Consider the following 19,186-nt stretch of genomic DNA (forward strand, 5'->3'; position numbering starts at 1 on the left):
TCGACCCGCGGTCGACTCTACCTGTCCTGCCGTCATCGCTGCAGTGCGCGCCGTCCCGGCGCTTCCTGCAGGTCCGCACTGGCCACCACCACGCGGTTGCGGCCGCTGCGCTTGGCCTCGTACATTGCCGCGTCGGCACGGGCCATCAGCCGCTCGTAGTCCGGATGGCCGTCGTGGCCGGCCACGCCGATGCTGGCGGTCAGTGCCAGCACCTGGCCGTTGGCCAGTGCCACCGGCGACTGTGCGATCTGCCGCCGCAGGCTCTCGGCGATCACGGTCGCCTGCGATTCGCTGGCAGCCACCAGTACCACCACGAATTCTTCGCCGCCATAGCGGAACAGGTAGTCGCTGCCGCGCGTGAGCTGGCCGAGCAGGCCGGCGACGTGCTGCAACGCGCGGTCGCCGGCATCGTGGCCGTGGCCATCGTTGATCGCCTTGAAGTGATCCAGGTCGAGCAGCAGCAGCGAGAATGGTGTGCGGTTGCGTGTGGCCAGCTCGATTTCCCGGCGCAGCACGGTGGGCAGGAAGCGACGGTTGAGCAGGTTGGTCAGCGCGTCGCTGCCGGCATCCAGTTCGCCGATGCGCTCGAACAGCAGTGTCATCAGGGTGCGGATGGCGGCCAGGTCCTCGCGGATGGCCGGCAGCACCGCCAGTCGCTGCGCCGGAGCATCGCCGCTCGCGCGCTGCAGGTGGCCATCAATGCGGGCCATCAACTGGCCCACCTGCTGCGTTTCGCTGCTTTCGCCGAAGCTGGGGATGCCCTTGTGGGTGAACCACAGGCCGAACTCCGAGGTGGCCAGGCTGGCGTTGTCGCTGGCCTGCACGTGGCCGGCCAACGCGTAGAGCAGGGCGTTTTCCCAGTCCAGCAGCAGTGCGCGCTGGCGCTCGCGTTCGGTACCGACGTTCTGTACCAGCGAGAACAGCCGGTAGGCGGCGTCGGCACGGGTGGAGCGCTCGCGCGCGTGGGTGTAGGCCAGGGTCATGCCTTCCATGGCGATGTCCATGATCGCGCTGAGGCAGTCGATGGCGGCAAATGCGGTGTCGCTGTCCGGTGCATCGTCGCGCAGGCGCACGAACAGTTCGTGCTTGAGCACGCGCGCACCGCGGGTAACCAGGTCGACCGGAATGCCGACGCGGGCGTGCACGTCGCCGATGATCCGCTGCGAGGCCACGGTGTTGGCGATGCCGCTGGCATCAGTGGTCAGCAGCTGCGCCAGCCAGCGCTGCATGGCCGGCTGCAGGCGCTGCTTGACCTGGTCGTGGGACAGGAAACGGCGCGCACGGGTGTCCTGCAGCAGTACTTCGTAAAAGCGCTGGGCCAGCGCGGGTGGGGCATCGGTAGCAGCGGCCCTGAGCAGCGCGGTGGCGGCAGGGCCGGCCTGCAGCAGACACTGCTGCCAGGCCTCGGCCAGCGGCTGGCTGGCATCGTCCAATTGGGGTGGTTCCACGTCGATCTCTGACTGCGTACGGCAAACCACGGGTATCGGCCGCGGCGGCATACGGTTGATGGCGGGTTAGCCGGCCAGTTTACGCGCGGTGCAGGGTTGCACGGTGCGCAAACCACATCGGCGCCGCTGCGGCAATGAGTGAACGCATTTGAGAATCAATCGCATTGATGGTAGAGTGCGCGCACGGAACGGGCTGCAGGTGCCTGCTGCAGGACTGCTCCGCCTCCCCCTCGTCGTTGCCTCAAGCCCTTTGCCAGAGGCCCCGTAGCCCTGCCAGAAGGTCCTGATCATGTCCCCTGCCGTTGTCCTTTCGCCGCGCCCGCTGGCGCTTGCCGTTGCCGCCCTGCTGGCCGGCAGCGCTCTGACCGCCCACGCCGAAACCGACGCCACCGATATCGACACGGTGCACGTCACCGCCTCGCAGATCGCGCGCCAGGCCCTGGGTACCTCCACCATCACCGCAGAGGACATCGCCAGGCGCCCGCCGGCCAACGACATCGCCGAGCTGCTGCGCACCATGCCCGGCGTCAACCTGACCGGCAACAGTGCCTCGGGCCAGTACGGCAACAACCGCCAGATCGATCTGCGTGGCATGGGCCCGGAAAACACCCTGATCCTGGTCGACGGCAAGCGCATCGGTGCGCGTGATGCCGTGCGCATGGGCCGCAGCGGTGAGCGCAATACCCGCGGCGATACCAACTGGGTGCCGGCGGAAATGATCGAGCGCATCGAAGTGCTGCGTGGCCCTGCAGCGGCACGTTATGGCTCGGGTGCTTCCGGTGGCGTGGTCAACATCATCACCAAGCGCCCGACCGGCGACCTGACCGGCGCGGTCGACCTGTATGGCCTGGTGCCCGAGCACAGCGCCGAAGGCGGCAGCGAGCGCGTCGGCCTGCAGCTGAGCGGGCCGATGACCGACACCCTGTCGTTCCGCCTGTACGGCAATCTCAACAAGACCGACGCCGATTCGCTGGAACTCAATCGTGACTTCGCGACGAATCCGAACGCGGTGCCGCCGGCCGGTCGCGAGGGCGTCAAGAACCGCGATGTCAACGCGCTGCTGCGCTGGGACGTGACCGCCAACCAGGTGGTCGAATTCGAAGCCGGCACCAGTCGCCAGGGCAACATCTATGCTGGCGACCGCGCGGTCAGCACCACCGGTACCTCGACACCGATCGATCTGGGGGCGTTGGCCGAGCAGCAGGCCGAGACCAACCGCATGTATCGCAACACCGGCGCGATCACCCATCGCGGCCGCTGGGGTGATGTGACCTCGCGGGTAACGGCTGCAGTGGAGGCGGTGAACAACTCGCGCATCAACGAAGGCCTGGCCGGTGGCTCGGAGGGCAGCTTCAACGGCACCGACTGGTCGACCTCGCGCCTGCGCAACTACCAGCTGGACGGCGAAGTCAGTTTCCCGACCACGCTGGGTGGTGCCGAGAACATCTGGACGCTGGGCTTTGAATACCTGGACAGCCGCCTGACCGACCCGTACTCGATGAGCCAGTCCAGCAGCAGCGGCGGCGGCATCCCGGGGCTGTCGGCCGATCGCGCACGCGGCAAGTCCGACGCGCAGACCACCGCCGTGTTCGTGGAAGACAACATCTACCTGGGCGAGCGCTGGATCGTCACCCCGGGCCTGCGCTTCGACCACCACAGCCAGTTCGGCAACAACACCAGCCCCAGCCTCAATGCGCAGTTCCGCATCAACAGCGACTGGGTGGTGAAGGGCGGTATCGCCCGTGCATTCAAGGCGCCGAACCTGTACCAGTCGAATCCGGACTATCTGTATTACACCCGGGGCAATGGCTGCCCGAATGCACTGCCGAGCCTGGGCGCCGGCTGCTACATGCGCGGCAACTCGGACCTGAAGGCGGAAACCAGCCTGAACAAGGAACTGGGTATCGAGTGGGCACCGCAGAGCGGCTGGCAAGCGTCGTTGACCTACTTCCACAACGACTACAAGGACAAGATCCAGGCCGGGTACAACCAGATCGGGCTGACCGCCGACACCAAGGGCCGCATCTTCCGCTGGGAGAACGCACCCAAGGCGATCGTGCAGGGTCTGGAAGGCAACCTGGTGGTCCCGCTGCTGGGCGAGCAGGGCAACCGCCTGAAGTGGAGCAACAACTTCACCTACATGGTGGAGAACGAGAACAAGAGCACCGGCCAGCCGCTGTCGGTAATTCCGAAGTACACCGTCAACACGATGCTGGACTGGCAGGCCACCGACAAGCTGTCGGTGCTGCTGACCGGCACCTTCTACGGCAAGCAGAAGCCGGCCACCACCAACATCAACAATGATCCGCGCTGCACCGGCACCTGCGATCCGTCGATCGCGCTGCAGGACCGTGGTGCGTACAACATCTGGGGCGTGAGCGCGCGCTACAAGGTGACCGAGACGGTCAGCTTCGGTTTCGGCGTCAACAACCTGGCCGACAAGCGCCTTTTCCGCGAGGCCAACAGCAGCGATGCCGGCGCGGCGACCTACAACGAGCCGGGTCGCGCGTACTGGGCCAGCCTGCGCTTCGGGTTCTGACCGCAGGCGGACGTCGGTCCGCTGCGTCCGCCAGGCGTGGCCTGGCGTTGCCGGCCGCGCTCCGGTAGCGCCGGGCCATGCCCGGTGAGGGACCGCGTGGCCTGCAATGTTATAAACACCGTGATAGTTTCCCAACGCCCTCCGGCGTAGCCTGCCTCCCATCGCAAAGGAGCTGTTGCCATGGGCCACGACCACGATCACCTGCCATCCGAGATCCGCCACGAGAAACCCTTGTGGTGGGCGCTCGGCCTGACCTCCACCTTCCTCGTCGTCGAGGTGGTGGGCGCGTTCTGGACCAACAGCCTGGCGCTGCTGTCCGACGCGGCGCACATGGCTACCGACGCTTTAGCGCTGATGATCGCGCTGGTCGCGGTGCGGCTGAGCCGGCGCCCGCCGGACGCGCGCCGCACCTACGGCTATGCACGCCTGGAAGCGCTGGGCGCGATGATCAATGGCGCGATGCTGTTCGTGGTCGCCGGCTATATCCTGTGGGAGGCCATTGGACGTTTCCGCGAGCCGCAGGAGATTGCCTCGTCGGGCATGCTGGTGATTGCCGCGGCGGGCCTGGTCATCAACCTGATCTCGATGCGCCTGCTGCAGGCCGGCAGCGGCGAGAGCCTCAACGTGAAGGGTGCCTACCTGGAAGTGTGGGCAGACATGCTCGGCTCGGTGGCCGTGATTGCTGGCGCGCTGTTGATCAAGTGGACCGGCTGGAAGCCGATCGACCCGATCCTGGCGGTGCTGATCGGTCTGTGGGTACTGCCGCGCACCTATGTACTGATGCGCGAAGCGATCAACGTGCTGCTGGAAGGCGTGCCCAAGGGCATGGACGTGGCCAAGGTGCGCGACAGCCTGTCCGGCCACGCTGCGGTACTGGACGTGCATGACCTGCATGTGTGGGCGCTGGCCTCCAGCACCCCGGCGCTGACCGCGCACATCGTGATGCGCGACGGCACCGATGCCGATGCGCTGCGTCGTGATCTGGGCGGGCGCCTGCACGATGACTTCGGCATCGAGCACGTGACACTGCAGATCGAAGCGGACCACTGCGGCGAAGCCTGTGGTGAGCCGGCGCCGGCCAAGGGCGGCGAGCACGAGGGCCATGAAGGCCATGACCACGGCGAGGACGCGCAGGGCCATCGCGGCCACGTGCATCGCTGAACGAGGATGCAGGGGCGTCGATCGGGTCAAGCCGCCTGGATGAAGCCGGCTTGGTAGAGTCGACTGTTAGTCGACTATCGCGCGCAGCGCGGGCTTTTTCGCGACCTTGCCGAAGAGCAGTCGACTAACAGTCGACTCTATCCCGCCGCGAGGCCAGCCGATCCGCCAGCCGGGTCGGTTCCGGCAGCCGGTACCCGCGCAGCGTGCGCTGTACCCAGTCCAGCGCGGTATCCGCACTGACCCGATGGCCACCGGCCACGAACAGCGGCTTGCAGCGCAGCTTGCTGCGCAGCACCCAGCCCAGTTGCTCATCGCCATCCAGCAGCGGCGTATGCGCGCCGGCCTCGGCACCCGGTTCGACGAACCGGCCCACCAGTTTCGACTTGGCCACGCCGATGCTTGGCAGGTCGGTGACCACACCGAGGTGAGCGGCCACCCCCAGCCGGCGCGGGTGGCTGATGCCATGGCCATCGACGAACACCAGGTCCGGCGTGCGTGGCAGCAGCGCGAGTGCGGCCAGCAATGCCGGCAGCTCGCGGAAGCTGAGCAGGCCGGGGATATAGGGCATCACCGTGGGGATGCGCGCGATCTCCTGCGCCACGGGCTGCAGCGTCTCTACGTCCAGCAGTACCGCCGCGGCGCGGGTGATGGCGCCATCGTCCTCGAAGCCGACATCCAGCCCGGCCAGCCAGCGCACGTTGCGTGGCAGGCGGTCCTGGCGCTCCACGCGGCCAGCCAGCTGGAGCTGCTGCTTGCGTGCCGCGGCGACGCTGCCTTCCCAGCGCCCGGGGTCGATCACCGTATTCATTGGTCACAGCATCGCATGCGCGGTGCCACGGCCCGGTGAGCGGCGCCCGGGGCTACAATGGCGGCCTGCCTTTCCTCGCGTTGGAGACCCTGCAGTGACCCGTAAACTCGTACTGTTGCGCCATGGCCAGAGCCAGTGGAACCTGGACAACCGCTTCACCGGCTGGGTCGATGTCGACCTGACCGAGCAGGGGCGCCGGGAAGCGGCCGCCGCGGGTCGCCTGATGCGCGAGGAAGGCCTGCAGTTCGACGTTGCCCACACCTCCGTGCTCAAGCGTGCCATCCACACCCTGCAGGGTGCACTGGCCGAGCTGGAACAGGACTGGCTGCCGGTGAACAAGTCCTGGCGCCTCAACGAACGCCATTACGGCGGCCTGCAGGGCCTGGACAAGGCCGAGACCGCCGCCAAGCACGGCGAGGACCAGGTCAAGGTGTGGCGTCGTTCGTACGATATCCCGCCGCCGGCCATGGACCTGGAGGATCCGGGCCACCCGATCCATGACCGCCGCTACGCTGGCCTGGACCGCAACGCGCTGCCGGGCACCGAATCGCTGGCCACCACGCTGGACCGCGTGCTGCCGTACTGGCATGACGCCATCGCGCCGCAGCTGAAGGACGGCAAGACCGTGCTGGTCACCGCCCACGGCAATTCGCTGCGCGCGCTGTACAAGTACCTCAACAACGTCTCGCGCGAGGAAATCCTCGAGCTGAACATCCCGACCGGCATCCCGCTGCTGTTCGAACTGAACGACGACCTGACGGTGAAGTCGTTCCGCTACCTGGGCGACCCGGAAGCAGCGCGCAAGGCCGCTGAAGCCGTGGCCAACCAGGGCAAGGCGAAATAAAACAGAAGGCCGGCGCAAGCCGGCCTTCGCTTTTTGTAGAGTCGAGATCCTATGTTCGTGGTCAAGCCTGCTGGAAGCAGGCTTGACCCACCTTCAGCATGGCCGGATCGAAGTCCCGGCCGCTTTTGAAGACGCCCCAGGCGATCCTGGCCAGCTTTCTGGCCAGGATGTTGAAGACGGCGGTGCTGGGGTGACCGCGTTTTGACAGCTCGTCGTAGAGCGGTTGCCCCCGACGACACCGCTTGAGCCCCATGGCGGCCATGTAGAGCATCTGGCGCAGCACTGGCGCGCCCTGTTTGGACAGCCGACGCCGTCCCGTTCTGCCGCCAGACTCGTTGGGCCGGGGATCCAGGCCGGTGCAGGCGATCCACGCGTTGGCGTTGGCCAACGGCCAGCGCGTCATGTAGTAGATCAGGTGAGCGGCGACGGCAGGGCCGACACCAGGGATGGTCAACAGGCGCTTGTAGAGCGTGCCATGCTCTCCATCGCGACCCAAGCGCTGCAGTTCGCTTTCCAGCTCGGACAGCGTCCCAGCCAGAGCGCAGAACAGATCTGACAGCTCCCCGGGAGCACTTTTGCTTACCCCGAAGGATTGCTCCAGGCGCGCGCGTGTCTTTACCAGCGTCTGCCGCTTGCGCAGCAAATCGTGCATCTGCTGCTGCTCGTCGGTACGCGGTACGTATTCACGCAGGCGATCGTTCTCCTTCTTCACGTACCGGGCGATCGCTTCGGCGTCCATGGCGTCCGTCTTGCCACGCGAGCCCGTCGCCCGGCCGTAGTGCTTGATCAGACGTGGATTGATCACATAGACAACGTGGCCTGCCTGGCCAGCCATCCGAGCCAACAACTCGTAGTACCGCCCCGTCGCCTCCATGCCAATCCGGCATCGCTGGGGCAAGGTGTTGAGCCACTGGGCTATGCCGGCCCGGGTGTTGGCGATCCTGTCGCCGGCCTTGCGGTCGGCCACTGCCGGTACGAACTCCTTGGAGTCCACGTCCACGCCAATATCGAGAGAATCAGACATTTGTACGGCTCCCAGCTATCTTTAAGGGGCTGGGGTGGTACCGCACCGACGTTAGCTTGCCTACATCGACGATCCCCTTTGGGGGCCGTACGATCCTTTATCGACGTTCGTGTGCGGGATGGGGATCGCTCGACTCGTCTGTCGGCTAGTATCCGCAGATGCATGCTTGACGGTCCCTCCACCCTGGCTCCTACATACCGCGTAGGAGCCGGGAGGAACATACAAGCCAGAGCGCAGAACAGATCTGACAGCTCCCCGGGAGCACTTTTGCTTACCCCGAAGGATTGCTCCAGGCGCGCGCGTGTCTTTACCAGCGTCTGCCGCTTGCGCAGCAAATCGTGCATCTGCTGCTGCTCGTCGGTACGCGGTACGTATTCACGCAGGCGATCGTTCTCCTTCTTCACGTACCGGGCGATCGCTTCGGCGTCCATGGCGTCCGTCTTGCCACGCGAGCCCGTCGCCCGGCCGTAGTGCTTGATCAGACGTGGATTGATCACATAGACAACGTGGCCTGCCTGGCCAGCCATCCGAGCCAACAACTCGTAGTACCGCCCCGTCGCCTCCATGCCAATCCGGCATCGCTGGGGCAAGGTGTTGAGCCACTGGGCTATGCCGGCCCGGGTGTTGGCGATCCTGTCGCCGGCCTTGCGGTCGGCCACTGCCGGTACGAACTCCTTGGAGTCCACGTCCACGCCAATATCGAGAGAATCAGACATTTGTACGGCTCCCAGCTATCTTTAAGGGGCTGGGGTGGTACCGCACCGACGTTAGCTTGCCTACATCGACGATCCCCTTTGGGGGCCGTACGATCCTTTATCGACGTTCGTGTGCGGGATGGGGATCGCTCGACTCGTCTGTCGGCTAGTATCCGCAGATGCATGCTTGACGGTCCCTCCACCCTGGCTCCTACATACCGCGTAGGAGCCGGGAGGAACATACAAGCCATGCTCGACTGCTGTTGGCCTCTTGCCGCAAGGACAATAAACCCGGAACGGAGAGCAGTCGAGCATGGCTCGACTCTACATAAGCGCGTCCTGTGACCTTTGGCCGGTCCCACCGCAGGCCTCCCCGGCTACCCTGTGAAATTACCCGCAGGAGAGCCTCATGAACGTCCGCAACCTGGTCCCGCTGGGCCTGACCATCGCCATCGCTGCCTCGCTGGCGGCCTGTGGCAAGAATGAAACCGCGCCGGCGGCCAGCGCCGACGCCAAGCCGGCCTTCGACCTGTCGCAGATCAAGACGCCGCTGATCTCGCTCAACAGCGCCGACCTGGATCCGTCCATCTCGGCCTGTACCGACCTCAATGGCTTCGTCAACAGCAAGTGGCTGAAGGCCAACCCGGTGCCGGGCGACCAGACCACCTGGGGCAGCTTCGAGATCCTGCGCGAGCGCTCGTTGGAAGTGCAGCACGCACTGGTGCAGCAGGCCGCGGCCAGCCAGGCCAAGGCCGGCTCGGTGGAAGCCAAGATCGGCGACATCTGGAAGACCGGCAACGATGAAGCCAAGATCGAAGCCGCCGGCCTGGCGCCGCTGCAGCCGCAGCTGGACAAGATCACCGCGCTGAACGATACCGCCGCCATCACCCAGTACCTGCGCGACAGCCAGGCCGAGGGCAAGGGCGTGCTGTTCTCGCTGTTCGCCAATGCCGACTACAAGGATTCGGCCAACGTCATCGCCTATGTCGGCCAGGGCGGCCTGGGCCTGCCGGAGAAGGGCTACTACTTCGATGACGCGCAGGCCAAGATCCGCGACGCCTACGTGGCCTACATCGCGCAGGTGCTGACGCTGTCCGGCGTGGACGCGGCGCAGGCTGCCGAGCAGGCCAAGGCCGTGATGGCCTTCGAAACCCGTCTGGCCAAGGCCTCGATGTCGCGCATCGAAATGCGTGACCCGGCCAAGCGCTACAACCCGCTCAGCGCGGCTGACGCCGACAAGCTGACCCCGAACTTCAGCTGGACCGCGCTGTTCGACACCCTGAAGGTGCCGGCCGCGCAGAAGTTCTCGCTGGCGCAGCCGGGCTTCTTCGGTGAAATGGACAAGATGCTCGCCGATGTGCCGGCCAGCACCTGGCAGGCCTATCTGCGCTTCCACACCATCGACGACGCCTCGCCGTACCTGAGCAGCCAGTTCGAGAAGGCCAACTTCGATTTCTATGGCACCACCCTGCGTGGCCAGAAGGAAATGCAGCCGCGCTGGAAGCGCGTGCTGGAGTCGGTCAACGGCGGCATGGGTGAAGCCTTGGGCCAGCTGTACGTCGACGCCGTGTTCCCGGCCGAGTCCAAGGTGGCCATGCAGCACCTGGTGGAGAACCTCTCGGTGGCGCTGAAGGCGCGCCTGGAGCAGCTGCCGTGGATGGGCGAAGAGACCAAGAAGAAGGCGCTGGAGAAGTGGGCCAGCTTCACCCCGAAGATCGGCTACCCGGACAAGTGGCGCGAGTGGACGGGCCTGCAGACCAACGGTGACAGCTACCTGGGCAACATGCAGGCCGCGCGCGCGTTCAACTACCGCTACATGCTGGACAAGATCGGCAAGCCGGTGGACAAGACCGAGTGGGGCATGACCCCGCAGACCGTCAATGCCTACTACAACGCCACCAAGAACGAGATCGTGTTCCCGGCGGCGATCCTGCAGGCGCCGTTCTTCGACGCCAAGGCCGATCCGGCGCTGAACTACGGCGGCATCGGTGCGGTCATCGGCCACGAAATGATGCACGGCTACGATGACTCGGGCAGCCAGTTCGCCGCCAACGGCAACTTCGACAACTGGTGGACCGACGCCGACCGCAAGGCCTTCACCGAACGTACCGACCAGCTGGTCGCGCAGTTCGATGGCTACGAGTCGGTGCCGGGCGTGTTCGTCAAGGGCAAGCTGACCCTGGGCGAAAACATCGGTGACCTCGGTGGCCTGACCGTGGCCTACGACGCGTTGCAGATGGCGCTGAAGGAAGATCCGAAGGCGAATGTCGAAGTCGATGGTCACAGCCAGGACCAGCGCTTCTTCATGAACTGGGCCACCGTGTGGCGCCGCAACTTCACCGACGGTGAGCTGCGCGTCCGCCTGAACACCGACCCGCACGCGCCGGCCAACTTCCGTGCCAACGGCGCGCCGTCGAACATGCCGTCGTATGCCGCTGCGTTCCAGTGCAAGGCCGGCGACGCGATGGTGCGTGCCGACGACAAGCGCGTGGTGATCTGGTAATCGATCGCACGTGATGCGTGATGCAGAAGGCCCGGCGAATGCCGGGCCTTCTGTTTGTCTGATCGGTAGCGCCGGGCCATGCCCGGCGGATCTCAGGCCAGCGCTGGTTCCTGTGCCAGCATGCGATGGAAGCGCTGCAGCACATAGGGATCGATCAGGCCGCCGGACTGCTCGTCGATGATGCGCAACGCAGTCTCGCGTTCCATCGCCGCGCGGTAGGGGCGTACGCTGGTCATGGCATCGTAGGCATCCGCAACGGTGACGATGCGTGAGCCCAGCGGAATGCTCTCGCCACGCAGGCCGTCGGGATAGCCGCTGCCATCGAACGCTTCATGGTGGGCGCGGATCAGCCGCGCGACCGGTGCCGCATCGCTGCGGCCGGTGGCCAGGAAGATGTGTTCGCCGCGCACCGGATGCTCGCGCATGATCGCGCGTTCCTCGTCGGTGTGCCGGCGCGGTGTCAGCAGTACATCGTCGGGAATGCCGATCTTGCCGATGTCATGGAAGCGCGCGGCCAGGCCGATCTGCGAGCAGGCATCGTCATCGAGATCGCAGTGCGTGGCAAGGCGCTGCGCGAGCAGTCCGACGCGGTCGCAGTGGTGGCGGGTGTAGGCGTCGCGCATCTGCAGCGACATCGAGAGGGCATCGATCAGGCAGGCCTGCGCGTGCAGCAGGTCGGGGGCGGGTACGGCGTCAGGAAACATGGTCATCCGCCCGCACCGGGTGGGGACCGGTGCGGGGTATTCGGGGGCGATCAACCCGGGGCGAGGGTGGTCAGAAGGGCGCGGGCCGCATTGAAGCGGTCTTCCGGCAACGGCAGCGGGTGCTTGATGCGCAGCTTGTCAGGCCCTTCCATGGCGTAGAGATTGGGTTGTTTCTGGATCAGCTGGATCACCGCCATCGGGTCGATGTTCGGCTTGGACTCAAACACGATGCGGCCACCGTTCTCGCCCAGGTCCAGCTTGCGGATGCCGAGGGTGTTGGCCTTCAGCTTCAGCTCGGCGATGGCGAACAGGTGCTTGGCCGCATCCGGCAGCAGGCCGAAGCGGTCGATCATCTCCACCTGCAGTTCGCGCAGCGCATCACTGTCGCGCGCGCTGGAAATGCGCTTGTACAGGGTCAGGCGGGTGTGCACGTCCGGCAGGTAGTCTTCCGGAATCAGCGCCGGCACATGCAGCTCGACTTCGGCACCGCGCACTTCCTCGCCGGCATCCAGGTCGGGCAGCTTGCCCTGCTTGATGCTGCGCACCGCGCGCTCCAGCAGCTCGGTGTAGAGGCTGAAGCCGACCTCGGCCATCTGCCCGCTCTGGTCCTCGCCCAGCAGTTCACCGGCACCGCGGATTTCCAGATCGTGCGTGGCCAGGGTGAAGCCGGCACCGAGCTCGTCCATCGACGAGATCGCTTCCAGGCGCTTTTCCGCATCCGGGGTGATCGAGCGGCGGTCGGGCGCCACCAGGTAGGCGTAGGCGCGGTGGTGCGAACGACCGACGCGGCCACGCAGCTGGTGCAGCTGGGCCAGGCCGAAGCGATCGGCGCGGTTGATGATGATGGTGTTGGCGTTGGGGATGTCGATGCCCGATTCGATGATCGTGGTCGACAGCAGCACGTTGAAGCGCTGCTTCTGGAAATCAAGCATCACCTTTTCCAGCTCGCGCTCGGGCATCTGCCCGTGGGCGATGCCGATGCGCGCCTCCGGCACCAGCTCGGACAGCTCGCGCTGCATGCGGCCGATGCTTTCCACGTCGTTGTGCAGGAAGTAAAGCTGGCCACCACGCGCCAGCTCGCGCTGGAAGGCTTCGCGCAGCAGCGCATTGTCCCACTGGGTGATGAAGGTCTGCACCGCCAGCCGGTTCGGCGGCGGCGTTGCGATGATCGACAGGTCGCGCAGGCCGGCCATGGCCATGTTGAGCGTGCGCGGAATCGGCGTGGCGGTCAGGGTCAGCAGGTGCACGTTGGCGCGAAGCGCCTTCAGCGCTTCCTTCTGGCGTACGCCGAAACGCTGCTCCTCGTCGACGATGACCATTCCCAGGTCCTTGAACTTCACGTCCGGCTGCAGCAGGCGATGGGTACCGACGATGACGTCGATGGTGCCGGCGGCGACCTTTTCCAGCTCGGCCTTGATTTCCTTGGTGGTCTTGAAGCGCGACAGCACCTCGACCTTCAGCGGGTAATCGGCGAAGCGATCGCGGAAGTTGCGGTAATGCTGTTCGGCCAGCAGCGTGGTCGGCACCAGCACGGCCACCTGCTTGCCGGCACTGGCGGCGGCGAATGCCGCACGCACCGCCACCTCGGTCTTGCCGAAGCCTACGTCGCCGCAGACCACGCGGTCCATCGGCTGGCTGCTGGCCAGGTCGCGCAGGGTGGCGTCGATCGCGGCCAGCTGGTCCGGCGTTTCCTCGAACGGGAAACCGGCCGCGAACGGTTCGTACATCGCGCGGTCTACCTGCAGCGCCAGACCAGCACGGGCCTGGCGGCGGGCCTGGATCTCCAGCAGCTCTGCAGCCACGTCGCGCACCTTCTCGGCGGCCTTGCGCTTGGCCTTGCTCCACTGTTCGCCGCCCAGCGAATGCAGCGGCGCGGTTTCCGCCGAAGCACCGGAGTAGCGGCTGATCAGGTGCAGCTGGGCGACCGGCACATACAGGCGGTCGCCCTTGGCGTATTCGATTTCCAGGAACTCGCCGGGCATGCCGCCGACGTCCATCGCGATCAGGCCACGGTAGCGGCCGACGCCATGGTCCTCGTGCACGATCGGCGCACCCTCGGTCAGCTCGCCGAGGTCGCGGATGATCGCCTCCGGCTCGCGGTCGGCACGGCGCGTGCGGCGGGTGCTGCCGGCGCGCTCGGGGAACAGCTGGCGCTCGGTCAGCACCGCGATGCGCGGGTCGTCCAGCGCGAAGCCATCTTCCAGCGGCGCCACCGCGATCGCGAAGCGCGCATCGCTAGCGAGGAAGCTGGGCAGGTCGGCCACCACCGGCGGCTTCAGCTCGGCGGCCTGCAGCACTTCCAGCAGTGCCTCGCGGCGGCCGGGCGAATCGGCGGCGATCAGTACCCGGCCCGGATAATGGCCGAGGAAGGATTTCAGCGCATCGCCGGCGGGGGCTTCGCGTGCGGCCACCGGCAGCGGGGGCAGCGGCTGGTCGCCCAGCGCGTGCGCGTCGGCGATGCGTGCGTGGTCGGCGGCCCATACCTCGATGCGCGGGGCATCGTTCAGGCGCTCGCGCAGCAGCTCCGGCGACAGGTACAGCGCCGACGGCGGCAGCAGCGGCCGTTCCACATCGTGGCGGCGCTGCTCATAACGCTCGCCGGTCTGCGCCCAGAACGCCTCGGCGGCTTCGCCGGCACCGGCACAGACCACCGGCAGGCTGCCGCTGGGCAGGTAGTCGAACAGGGTTGCGGTGCGCTCGAAGAACAGCGGCAGGTAGTACTCGACGCCGGCCGGGGCCAGCCCGGACTTCAGATCCTGGTACAGCGCGCTGCGCCGGGTATCGACATCGAAGCGCTCGCGCAGCGTGGACAGCACGCGGGCGATGCTGGCCTCGTCCATGGGCACTTCGCGGCCCGGCAGCATGTGCACGGCCTCGACCTTGTCCAGCGAACGCTGGCTTTCCGGATCGAAGGCACGGATCGAATCGATGTCCTCGTCCAGCAGTTCCACCCGCAGCGGCTCGTCGGCGCCCATCGGGAACACGTCGAGCAGGCCGCCGCGCACGGCGAAGTCACCCGGGTCCATCACCTGCGGCACGTTGCGGTAGCCGGCGCTTTCCAGGCGGCGCTTCTCGGCTTCCAGATCCAGGCGCTGGCCGACCTTCAGGTCGAAGCTGCCACCAATGACGTAGCTGCGCGGGGCCAGCTGCTGCAGCAGGGTCTGCACCGGCACGATCACCAGGCCACGCTTCAGCGTGGGCAGGCGGTGCAGGGCAGCCAGGCGCTGCGAGATGATGTCCGGATGCGGGCTGAAGCGGTCGTAGGGCAGGGTTTCCCAGTCCGGGAAGGCGACCACCGGCAGGGCCGGGTCACCGCCCAGCAGGGTCTGCAGATCGGCTTCAAGCTGGTTTGCGCCGTGGTTGTCACGGGCGATCACCAGCAGCGGAGCGTCGTGCACGCGCGATGCCTGGGCCAGGTACCAGGCCAGTGCGGTGGGCGAGGCGGGGGCGCGCCACCAGGCGCGGAGCTGGCCGGCGCGCGGCAGCGGCGGGGCGGGGTATGAGGTACGCGACATGGACCCCGGATTTTAGCAGAAGCCCGATCCGGTCCCGGTGCATCGTGCCGGCCCGTTGCCGGCAGCCTCATGTGCCGTTGGGGGAACGCAATGCCGGCCAGCGGCCGGCACTACCGGAATGACGCGCCGGGCACGCCCGGCGCATCCGTCAGTTGTCCAGCTCCAGCACCATCCGCACCAGGCCTTCGGCACCGGTCGGGTGCGGCACCGGCTTGAAGCCCAGCGAGGCGGCCAGCTGCTTCATCGGCTCGTTCTCGGCGGCAACGTCGCCGTACAGGCGGTCCAGGTACTTGCCGCGGCCCCACTTCACCAACTTGCGCATCAGCTGCCGGCCGAGGCCCTGGCCGATCAGGAAGCGGCTGATCAGGATCGCGTACTCGGCTTCACGGGTACCGGGGATGATCGAGGCCCGGGCGACCGCGCCGACCACCGCTTCGCCAGCGGGCAGGGATTCGGCAGCGACCAGGGTGATCTCGGTCTTGGGATTCGGGTGGGTCAGGCGCTGGGTGGTTTCCGGCGACAGCTCGGTCACCGCCTGCAGGAAACGATCACGGATTTCTTCCGGCCCGAACAGGCTGAACGCCGCTTGCAGCGGTGCGCCATCTTCCGGGCGGATGGGGCGGATCAGCAGCTCGTGGCCGCTGGGAGCCTTGAAGATCTCATGCCAGGGCGGCATGCGGTTGCGAGTGGCCATACCGGGTGATTCCTTGGTGGTCCATCGATTGTGGCATCACCGGGGCTGCATTCCGTGAACGAAAGGCTCACGGCGGTACAGCCTCGTGAAGGCCGTTATTCGGGTGCTTTGAGCCAATCCAGGCGGGTGCTGGCGCCGGGTTCACCCAGGTGCTGGCGCAGCGCCGGCAGGGCCGGGCCGACCACCCGGTCGAACTGCCAGGGCGGGTTGAGCAGCAGCATGCCGCTGCCGTTGAGGCGCAGCGGTGAGTCGTCCGGGCGCACCAGGAACTCGATCGTCATCGCCGATTTCACCGGCAGGGCGGTGGCCTTGCGCAGGAAGTGCAGGATGGTGCGGCGCTGCTTGATCGGGAACCAGACGGCACACGTGGCCTGCGGCCAGCGCGCCAGGGTCTCGCCCAGCGCGGCCAGGACCGCCTGGTATTCGGCGTCCTGGGCCTCGTAGGGCGGGTCGATCAGCACCAGGCCACGGCCGATCTTGCTGCCGTTGAACTTCGGCGGCAGCAGCGAGCGCAGCAGCGCATAGCCATCGCCCGCCCGCACGTCGACGCGGCTGTCATGGGCGAACAGGGCCTTCAGCGTGGCCGTTTCGGCTTCCTGCAGCTCACAGACCGCCATGCGGTCCTGCGCGCGCATCGCCTGCGCGCTCAGCAGCGGCGAGCCCGGGTAGTTGGTCAGGGCGCCCACCGGATTGTCGGCCTGCACCGCCTTCAGATAGCGCTCGACCACCTCCGGCAGCTTGGGCTGGGCCATCAGCCGCATGATCCCGGATTCAGCCTCGAGGGTCTTGCGGCTCTCTTCGCTGGCCAGCAGGTAGCGGCCGGCGCCGCCGTGGGTGTCGAGCACGAAGAACGGGCTGTCCTTGCGCTTGAAGCTGTCGATCAGGGCCAGCTGCACGATGTGCTTGAGCACATCGGCGTGGTTGCCGGCATGGAAGGCGTGGCGATAGTTCATGGGCGGCAGTGTACGGGGCGGCGGCCGCAGCGGCTATGCTGCGCGCCATGACAGCTCCTGTTGCCCATGTCCTGGTAGTCGAGGACGAAGCCGCCATCGCCGAAACCGTGCTCTATGCGCTGCGCAGCGAGGGCTATGCCGCCAGCCACTGCCTGCTGGGCGGCGAGGCCCTGCAGCGGCTGCAGGCCGGGGATATCGACGTGGTGGTGCTGGACGTGGGCCTGCCCGACCTGGGCGGCTTCGAGGTATGCCGGCGCCTGCGCGCGCAGGCCGGGCCGGTGGCGCAGCTGCCGGTGATCTTCCTGACCGCCCGCAACGACGAAGTGGACCGGGTGCTCGGCCTGGAACTGGGCGCCGACGATTACATGACCAAGCCGTTCTCGCCGCGCGAGCTGGTGGCGCGGGTGCGTGCACGCCTGCGCCGTGCGGCGCCGGTCGTCGCAGCGCCCAGCGCCGATGCGGGCTGGCAGGAGCATGGCGCGTTCGCCATCGACCGCGAGGGCCGGCGCATCCGTTTCCGTGGCCAGGCATTGGACCTGACCCGCTACGAATATGCGCTGCTGGAGGCGCTGCTGCAGCGTCCCGGCGCCATCCTCAGCCGCGCCCAGCTGATGGACCGGGGCTGGGACAGCAGTGCCGACAGTGCCGACCGCACCGTCGATACCCACGTCAAGACGCTGCGCGCCAAGCTGCGTGCGGCCGGTGCCAGCGACGATCCGATCCGTACCCACCGTGGCCTCGGCTACGCGCTGGAGGTCTAGCCGATGCGCCTGGTGCTGAAGCTGTTCCTCGGCTTCTTCCTGATCACCGGCATCGCCGCGTTCTTCGTGATGCGCGTGTTCGTCAACGAGGTGAAGCCCGGTGTGCGCCAGGCGATGGAATCGACCCTGGTCGATGCGGCCAACGTGCTGGCCGAGATGGCCGCCGCCGACGTCAAGGACGGCACCATCCGCAGCGGCAGCTTCACCCGCAACCTGGCCAAGGCGCGGCAGCGCGACCTGAAGGCGATGGTCTGGCGTTTCCCCAAGCGCTCGCTGGATTACCGGGTGACCATCACCGACGCCAAGGGCATCGTCATCTACGATTCGCTGGGCCGTGATCTCGGCCGCGACAACTCGCGCTGGAATGATGTCTACCGCACCCTGCGCGGTGAGTACGGCGCACGTTCCAGCCCCGAGATTCCGGGCGAGGAAGGCGATACGGTGATGCATGTGGCGGCGCCGGTGTACGACCCGGCCGACGGCCGCACGCTGATCGGCGTGCTCAGCCTGGCCCAGCCCAACCGCAGCATCGATCCGTTCATCGCCGCCAGCCAGCGCGCCATCATCGAGCGCGGTGCGTGGCTGATTGGGCTGTCGGCGCTGGTCGGCGTGCTGGTGACGATGTGGCTGACCACGGGCCTCGGTCAGCTCAGCCGCTATGCACGCGCGGTCAGCGCGGGCGAACCGGTGCCACCACCACGGCGCCGTCGCGACGAGATCGGCGATCTCGGCCAGGCGCTGGAAACGATGCGCCGCAAGCTGGAGGGCAAGGCCTACGTCGAGCAGTACGTGCAGTCGCTGACGCACGAGATGAAGAGCCCGCTGGCGGCGATCCGCGGTGCCGCCGAACTGCTGCAGGAGCCGCTGCCGGAAGCCGATCGCGTGCATTTCGCGCGCAGCATCGTCGACCAGCAGGAGCGGCTGACCGAGACCATCGACAAGCTGCTGGCGCTGGCCGAAGTGGAACAGCACGGCTGGCTGCAGACCCGCGATCCGATCGCGCTGCCGGCATTGCTGGCCGATGCGGCGGCCGCCGCACAGGTGCGTGCGCAGGCGGCCGGCGTGCAGGTCCGCATCGGCAACGTGCCCGACCTGCGGGTGCAAGGCGACGGCTACCTGCTGGGGCAGGCACTGCACAACCTGATCGACAACGCGATTGCCTTCTCGCCAGCCGGCGCGGAGATCGCGCTGCAGGCCGAGGTGGACGGGCAGGGTGTGCGCCTGCAGGTGGCCGACCGTGGCGCCGGCATTCCCGACTACGCGCGTGAGCGGGTGTTCGAACGCTTCTATTCGCTGGCGCGGCCCGGCAGCGGGCGTCGCAGCTCCGGCCTGGGCCTGCCCTTCGTGCAGGAGGTCGCGCGCCTGCATGATGGGCGTGCCAGCGTGGATATCCGCGAGGGCGGCGGCACCGTGGCCAGCCTGTGGCTGCCGTTGAGTGCGCCGGGCCAGCGCCCGCGCCGCTGACTTCACACTCGCTTCAAATTCGCCACAAACCCTGCTCACTGCGGCGGTCCATCCTGCAGCCCTCTCCAACGAG

Annotated in this window: 14 protein-coding genes; 6 read left to right on the forward strand and 8 right to left on the reverse strand. The window is 67.0% G+C overall.

The genetic code is table 11. From position 1 onward, the window contains the following. Window positions 1-32 precede the first annotated feature (32 nt). The gene (locus ACZK3J_RS06745) at window positions 33-1,448 is read right to left on the reverse strand and encodes a GGDEF domain-containing protein (RefSeq protein WP_032127652.1); all 1,416 of its coding nucleotides are present in this window, start codon (window positions 1,446-1,448) and stop codon (window positions 33-35) included. Window positions 1,449-1,737: 289 nt separating this feature from the next. Here ACZK3J_RS06745 and ACZK3J_RS06750 point away from each other — a divergent pair, with 289 nt between their 5' ends. Beyond that, window positions 1,738-3,987, forward strand: a complete 2,250-nt coding sequence (locus tag ACZK3J_RS06750; RefSeq protein ID WP_478476647.1) for a TonB-dependent siderophore receptor — start codon at window positions 1,738-1,740, stop codon at window positions 3,985-3,987. 180 nt (window positions 3,988-4,167) lie between these two features. Continuing rightward, on the forward strand, window positions 4,168-5,148 hold the full coding sequence (locus ACZK3J_RS06755; protein WP_032127521.1) for a cation diffusion facilitator family transporter: 981 nt from the start codon (window positions 4,168-4,170) through the stop codon (window positions 5,146-5,148). Window positions 5,149-5,272: 124 nt separating this feature from the next. Here the strand turns inward: ACZK3J_RS06755 and nfi are convergent, their stop codons facing one another. Next, entirely contained in the window at window positions 5,273-5,956 is a 684-nt protein-coding gene (nfi, locus tag ACZK3J_RS06760) for a deoxyribonuclease V (RefSeq protein ID WP_478476648.1), read from the reverse strand. A 94-nt stretch (window positions 5,957-6,050) separates the two neighbouring features. Here nfi and gpmA point away from each other — a divergent pair, with 94 nt between their 5' ends. Next, window positions 6,051-6,800, forward strand: a complete 750-nt coding sequence (gpmA, locus tag ACZK3J_RS06765) for a 2,3-diphosphoglycerate-dependent phosphoglycerate mutase (RefSeq protein WP_004150217.1) — start codon at window positions 6,051-6,053, stop codon at window positions 6,798-6,800. A gap of 61 nt (window positions 6,801-6,861) precedes the next feature. Here gpmA and ACZK3J_RS06770 read toward each other — a convergent pair whose 3' ends face one another. Together ACZK3J_RS06770 and ACZK3J_RS06775 are read right to left on the reverse strand one after the other, a co-directional pair. Next, window positions 6,862-7,767 carry an IS110 family transposase gene (locus ACZK3J_RS06770; protein ID WP_478476030.1) on the reverse strand — a complete coding sequence of 302 codons (906 nt, stop codon included), beginning with the start codon at window positions 7,765-7,767 and terminating at the stop codon, window positions 6,862-6,864. Next, window positions 7,716-8,540, reverse strand: coding sequence for an IS110 family transposase (locus tag ACZK3J_RS06775; protein ID WP_478476650.1), 825 nt, complete (start codon window positions 8,538-8,540; stop codon window positions 7,716-7,718). Before ACZK3J_RS06775 ends, ACZK3J_RS06770 begins: the two co-directional genes overlap by 52 nt. A gap of 388 nt (window positions 8,541-8,928) precedes the next feature. On the opposite strand from ACZK3J_RS06775, the gene ACZK3J_RS06780 reads away from it, so the two are divergent. Next, window positions 8,929-11,022 (forward strand): M13 family metallopeptidase, encoded by a 2,094-nt coding sequence (locus tag ACZK3J_RS06780; protein WP_197614945.1) that lies wholly within the window; start codon window positions 8,929-8,931, stop codon window positions 11,020-11,022. 92 nt (window positions 11,023-11,114) lie between these two features. On the opposite strand, the gene ACZK3J_RS06785 is transcribed toward ACZK3J_RS06780, so the two are convergent. The 4 genes from ACZK3J_RS06785 to ACZK3J_RS06800 form a co-directional block, all read right to left on the reverse strand. After that, on the reverse strand, window positions 11,115-11,732 hold the full coding sequence (locus ACZK3J_RS06785) for an HD-GYP domain-containing protein (RefSeq protein WP_032127517.1): 618 nt from the start codon (window positions 11,730-11,732) through the stop codon (window positions 11,115-11,117). Between the two features lie 44 nt (window positions 11,733-11,776). After that, complete coding sequence (gene mfd / locus ACZK3J_RS06790; protein WP_478476651.1) at window positions 11,777-15,241, reverse strand: transcription-repair coupling factor; 3,465 nt, start codon at window positions 15,239-15,241, stop codon at window positions 11,777-11,779. Between the two features lie 148 nt (window positions 15,242-15,389). Continuing rightward, window positions 15,390-15,935 (reverse strand): GNAT family N-acetyltransferase, encoded by a 546-nt coding sequence (locus ACZK3J_RS06795; RefSeq protein ID WP_004150340.1) that lies wholly within the window; start codon window positions 15,933-15,935, stop codon window positions 15,390-15,392. 95 nt (window positions 15,936-16,030) lie between these two features. Beyond that, window positions 16,031-16,888 (reverse strand): 23S rRNA (adenine(2030)-N(6))-methyltransferase RlmJ, encoded by an 858-nt coding sequence (locus ACZK3J_RS06800; RefSeq protein ID WP_014036453.1) that lies wholly within the window; start codon window positions 16,886-16,888, stop codon window positions 16,031-16,033. A 35-nt stretch (window positions 16,889-16,923) separates the two neighbouring features. Between ACZK3J_RS06800 and creB the strand changes: the two genes are divergently transcribed. Next, window positions 16,924-17,649: a two-component system response regulator CreB gene (creB, locus tag ACZK3J_RS06805; RefSeq protein ID WP_277778625.1), complete on the forward strand. Its 726-nt coding sequence runs from the start codon at window positions 16,924-16,926 to the stop codon at window positions 17,647-17,649. A gap of 3 nt (window positions 17,650-17,652) precedes the next feature. After that, window positions 17,653-19,113, forward strand: a complete 1,461-nt coding sequence (gene creC, locus ACZK3J_RS06810; protein ID WP_478476652.1) for a two-component system sensor histidine kinase CreC — start codon at window positions 17,653-17,655, stop codon at window positions 19,111-19,113. Window positions 19,114-19,186: the final 73 nt, after the last annotated feature.

Source organism: Stenotrophomonas sp. 86428_Sma, assembly GCF_056481585.1.

Excerpts from the sequence above, each read along its gene's own strand:
- ACZK3J_RS06750 (WP_478476647.1), top strand. The coding sequence starts at position 1,738 with ATGTCCCCTGCCGTTGTCCTTTCGCCGCGCCCGCTGGCGCTTGCCGTT.
- ACZK3J_RS06755 (WP_032127521.1), top strand. The coding sequence starts at position 4,168 with ATGGGCCACGACCACGATCACCTGCCATCCGAGATCCGCCACGAGAAA.
- nfi (WP_478476648.1), bottom strand. The coding sequence starts at position 5,956 with ATGAATACGGTGATCGACCCCGGGCGCTGGGAAGGCAGCGTCGCCGCG.
- ACZK3J_RS06775 (WP_478476650.1), bottom strand. The coding sequence starts at position 8,540 with ATGTCTGATTCTCTCGATATTGGCGTGGACGTGGACTCCAAGGAGTTC.
- ACZK3J_RS06780 (WP_197614945.1), top strand. The coding sequence starts at position 8,929 with ATGAACGTCCGCAACCTGGTCCCGCTGGGCCTGACCATCGCCATCGCT.
- ACZK3J_RS06785 (WP_032127517.1), bottom strand. The coding sequence starts at position 11,732 with ATGACCATGTTTCCTGACGCCGTACCCGCCCCCGACCTGCTGCACGCG.
- mfd (WP_478476651.1), bottom strand. The coding sequence starts at position 15,241 with ATGTCGCGTACCTCATACCCCGCCCCGCCGCTGCCGCGCGCCGGCCAG.
- ACZK3J_RS06795 (WP_004150340.1), bottom strand. The coding sequence starts at position 15,935 with ATGGCCACTCGCAACCGCATGCCGCCCTGGCATGAGATCTTCAAGGCT.
- ACZK3J_RS06800 (WP_014036453.1), bottom strand. The coding sequence starts at position 16,888 with ATGAACTATCGCCACGCCTTCCATGCCGGCAACCACGCCGATGTGCTC.
- creB (WP_277778625.1), top strand. The coding sequence starts at position 16,924 with ATGCTGCGCGCCATGACAGCTCCTGTTGCCCATGTCCTGGTAGTCGAG.
- creC (WP_478476652.1), top strand. The coding sequence starts at position 17,653 with ATGCGCCTGGTGCTGAAGCTGTTCCTCGGCTTCTTCCTGATCACCGGC.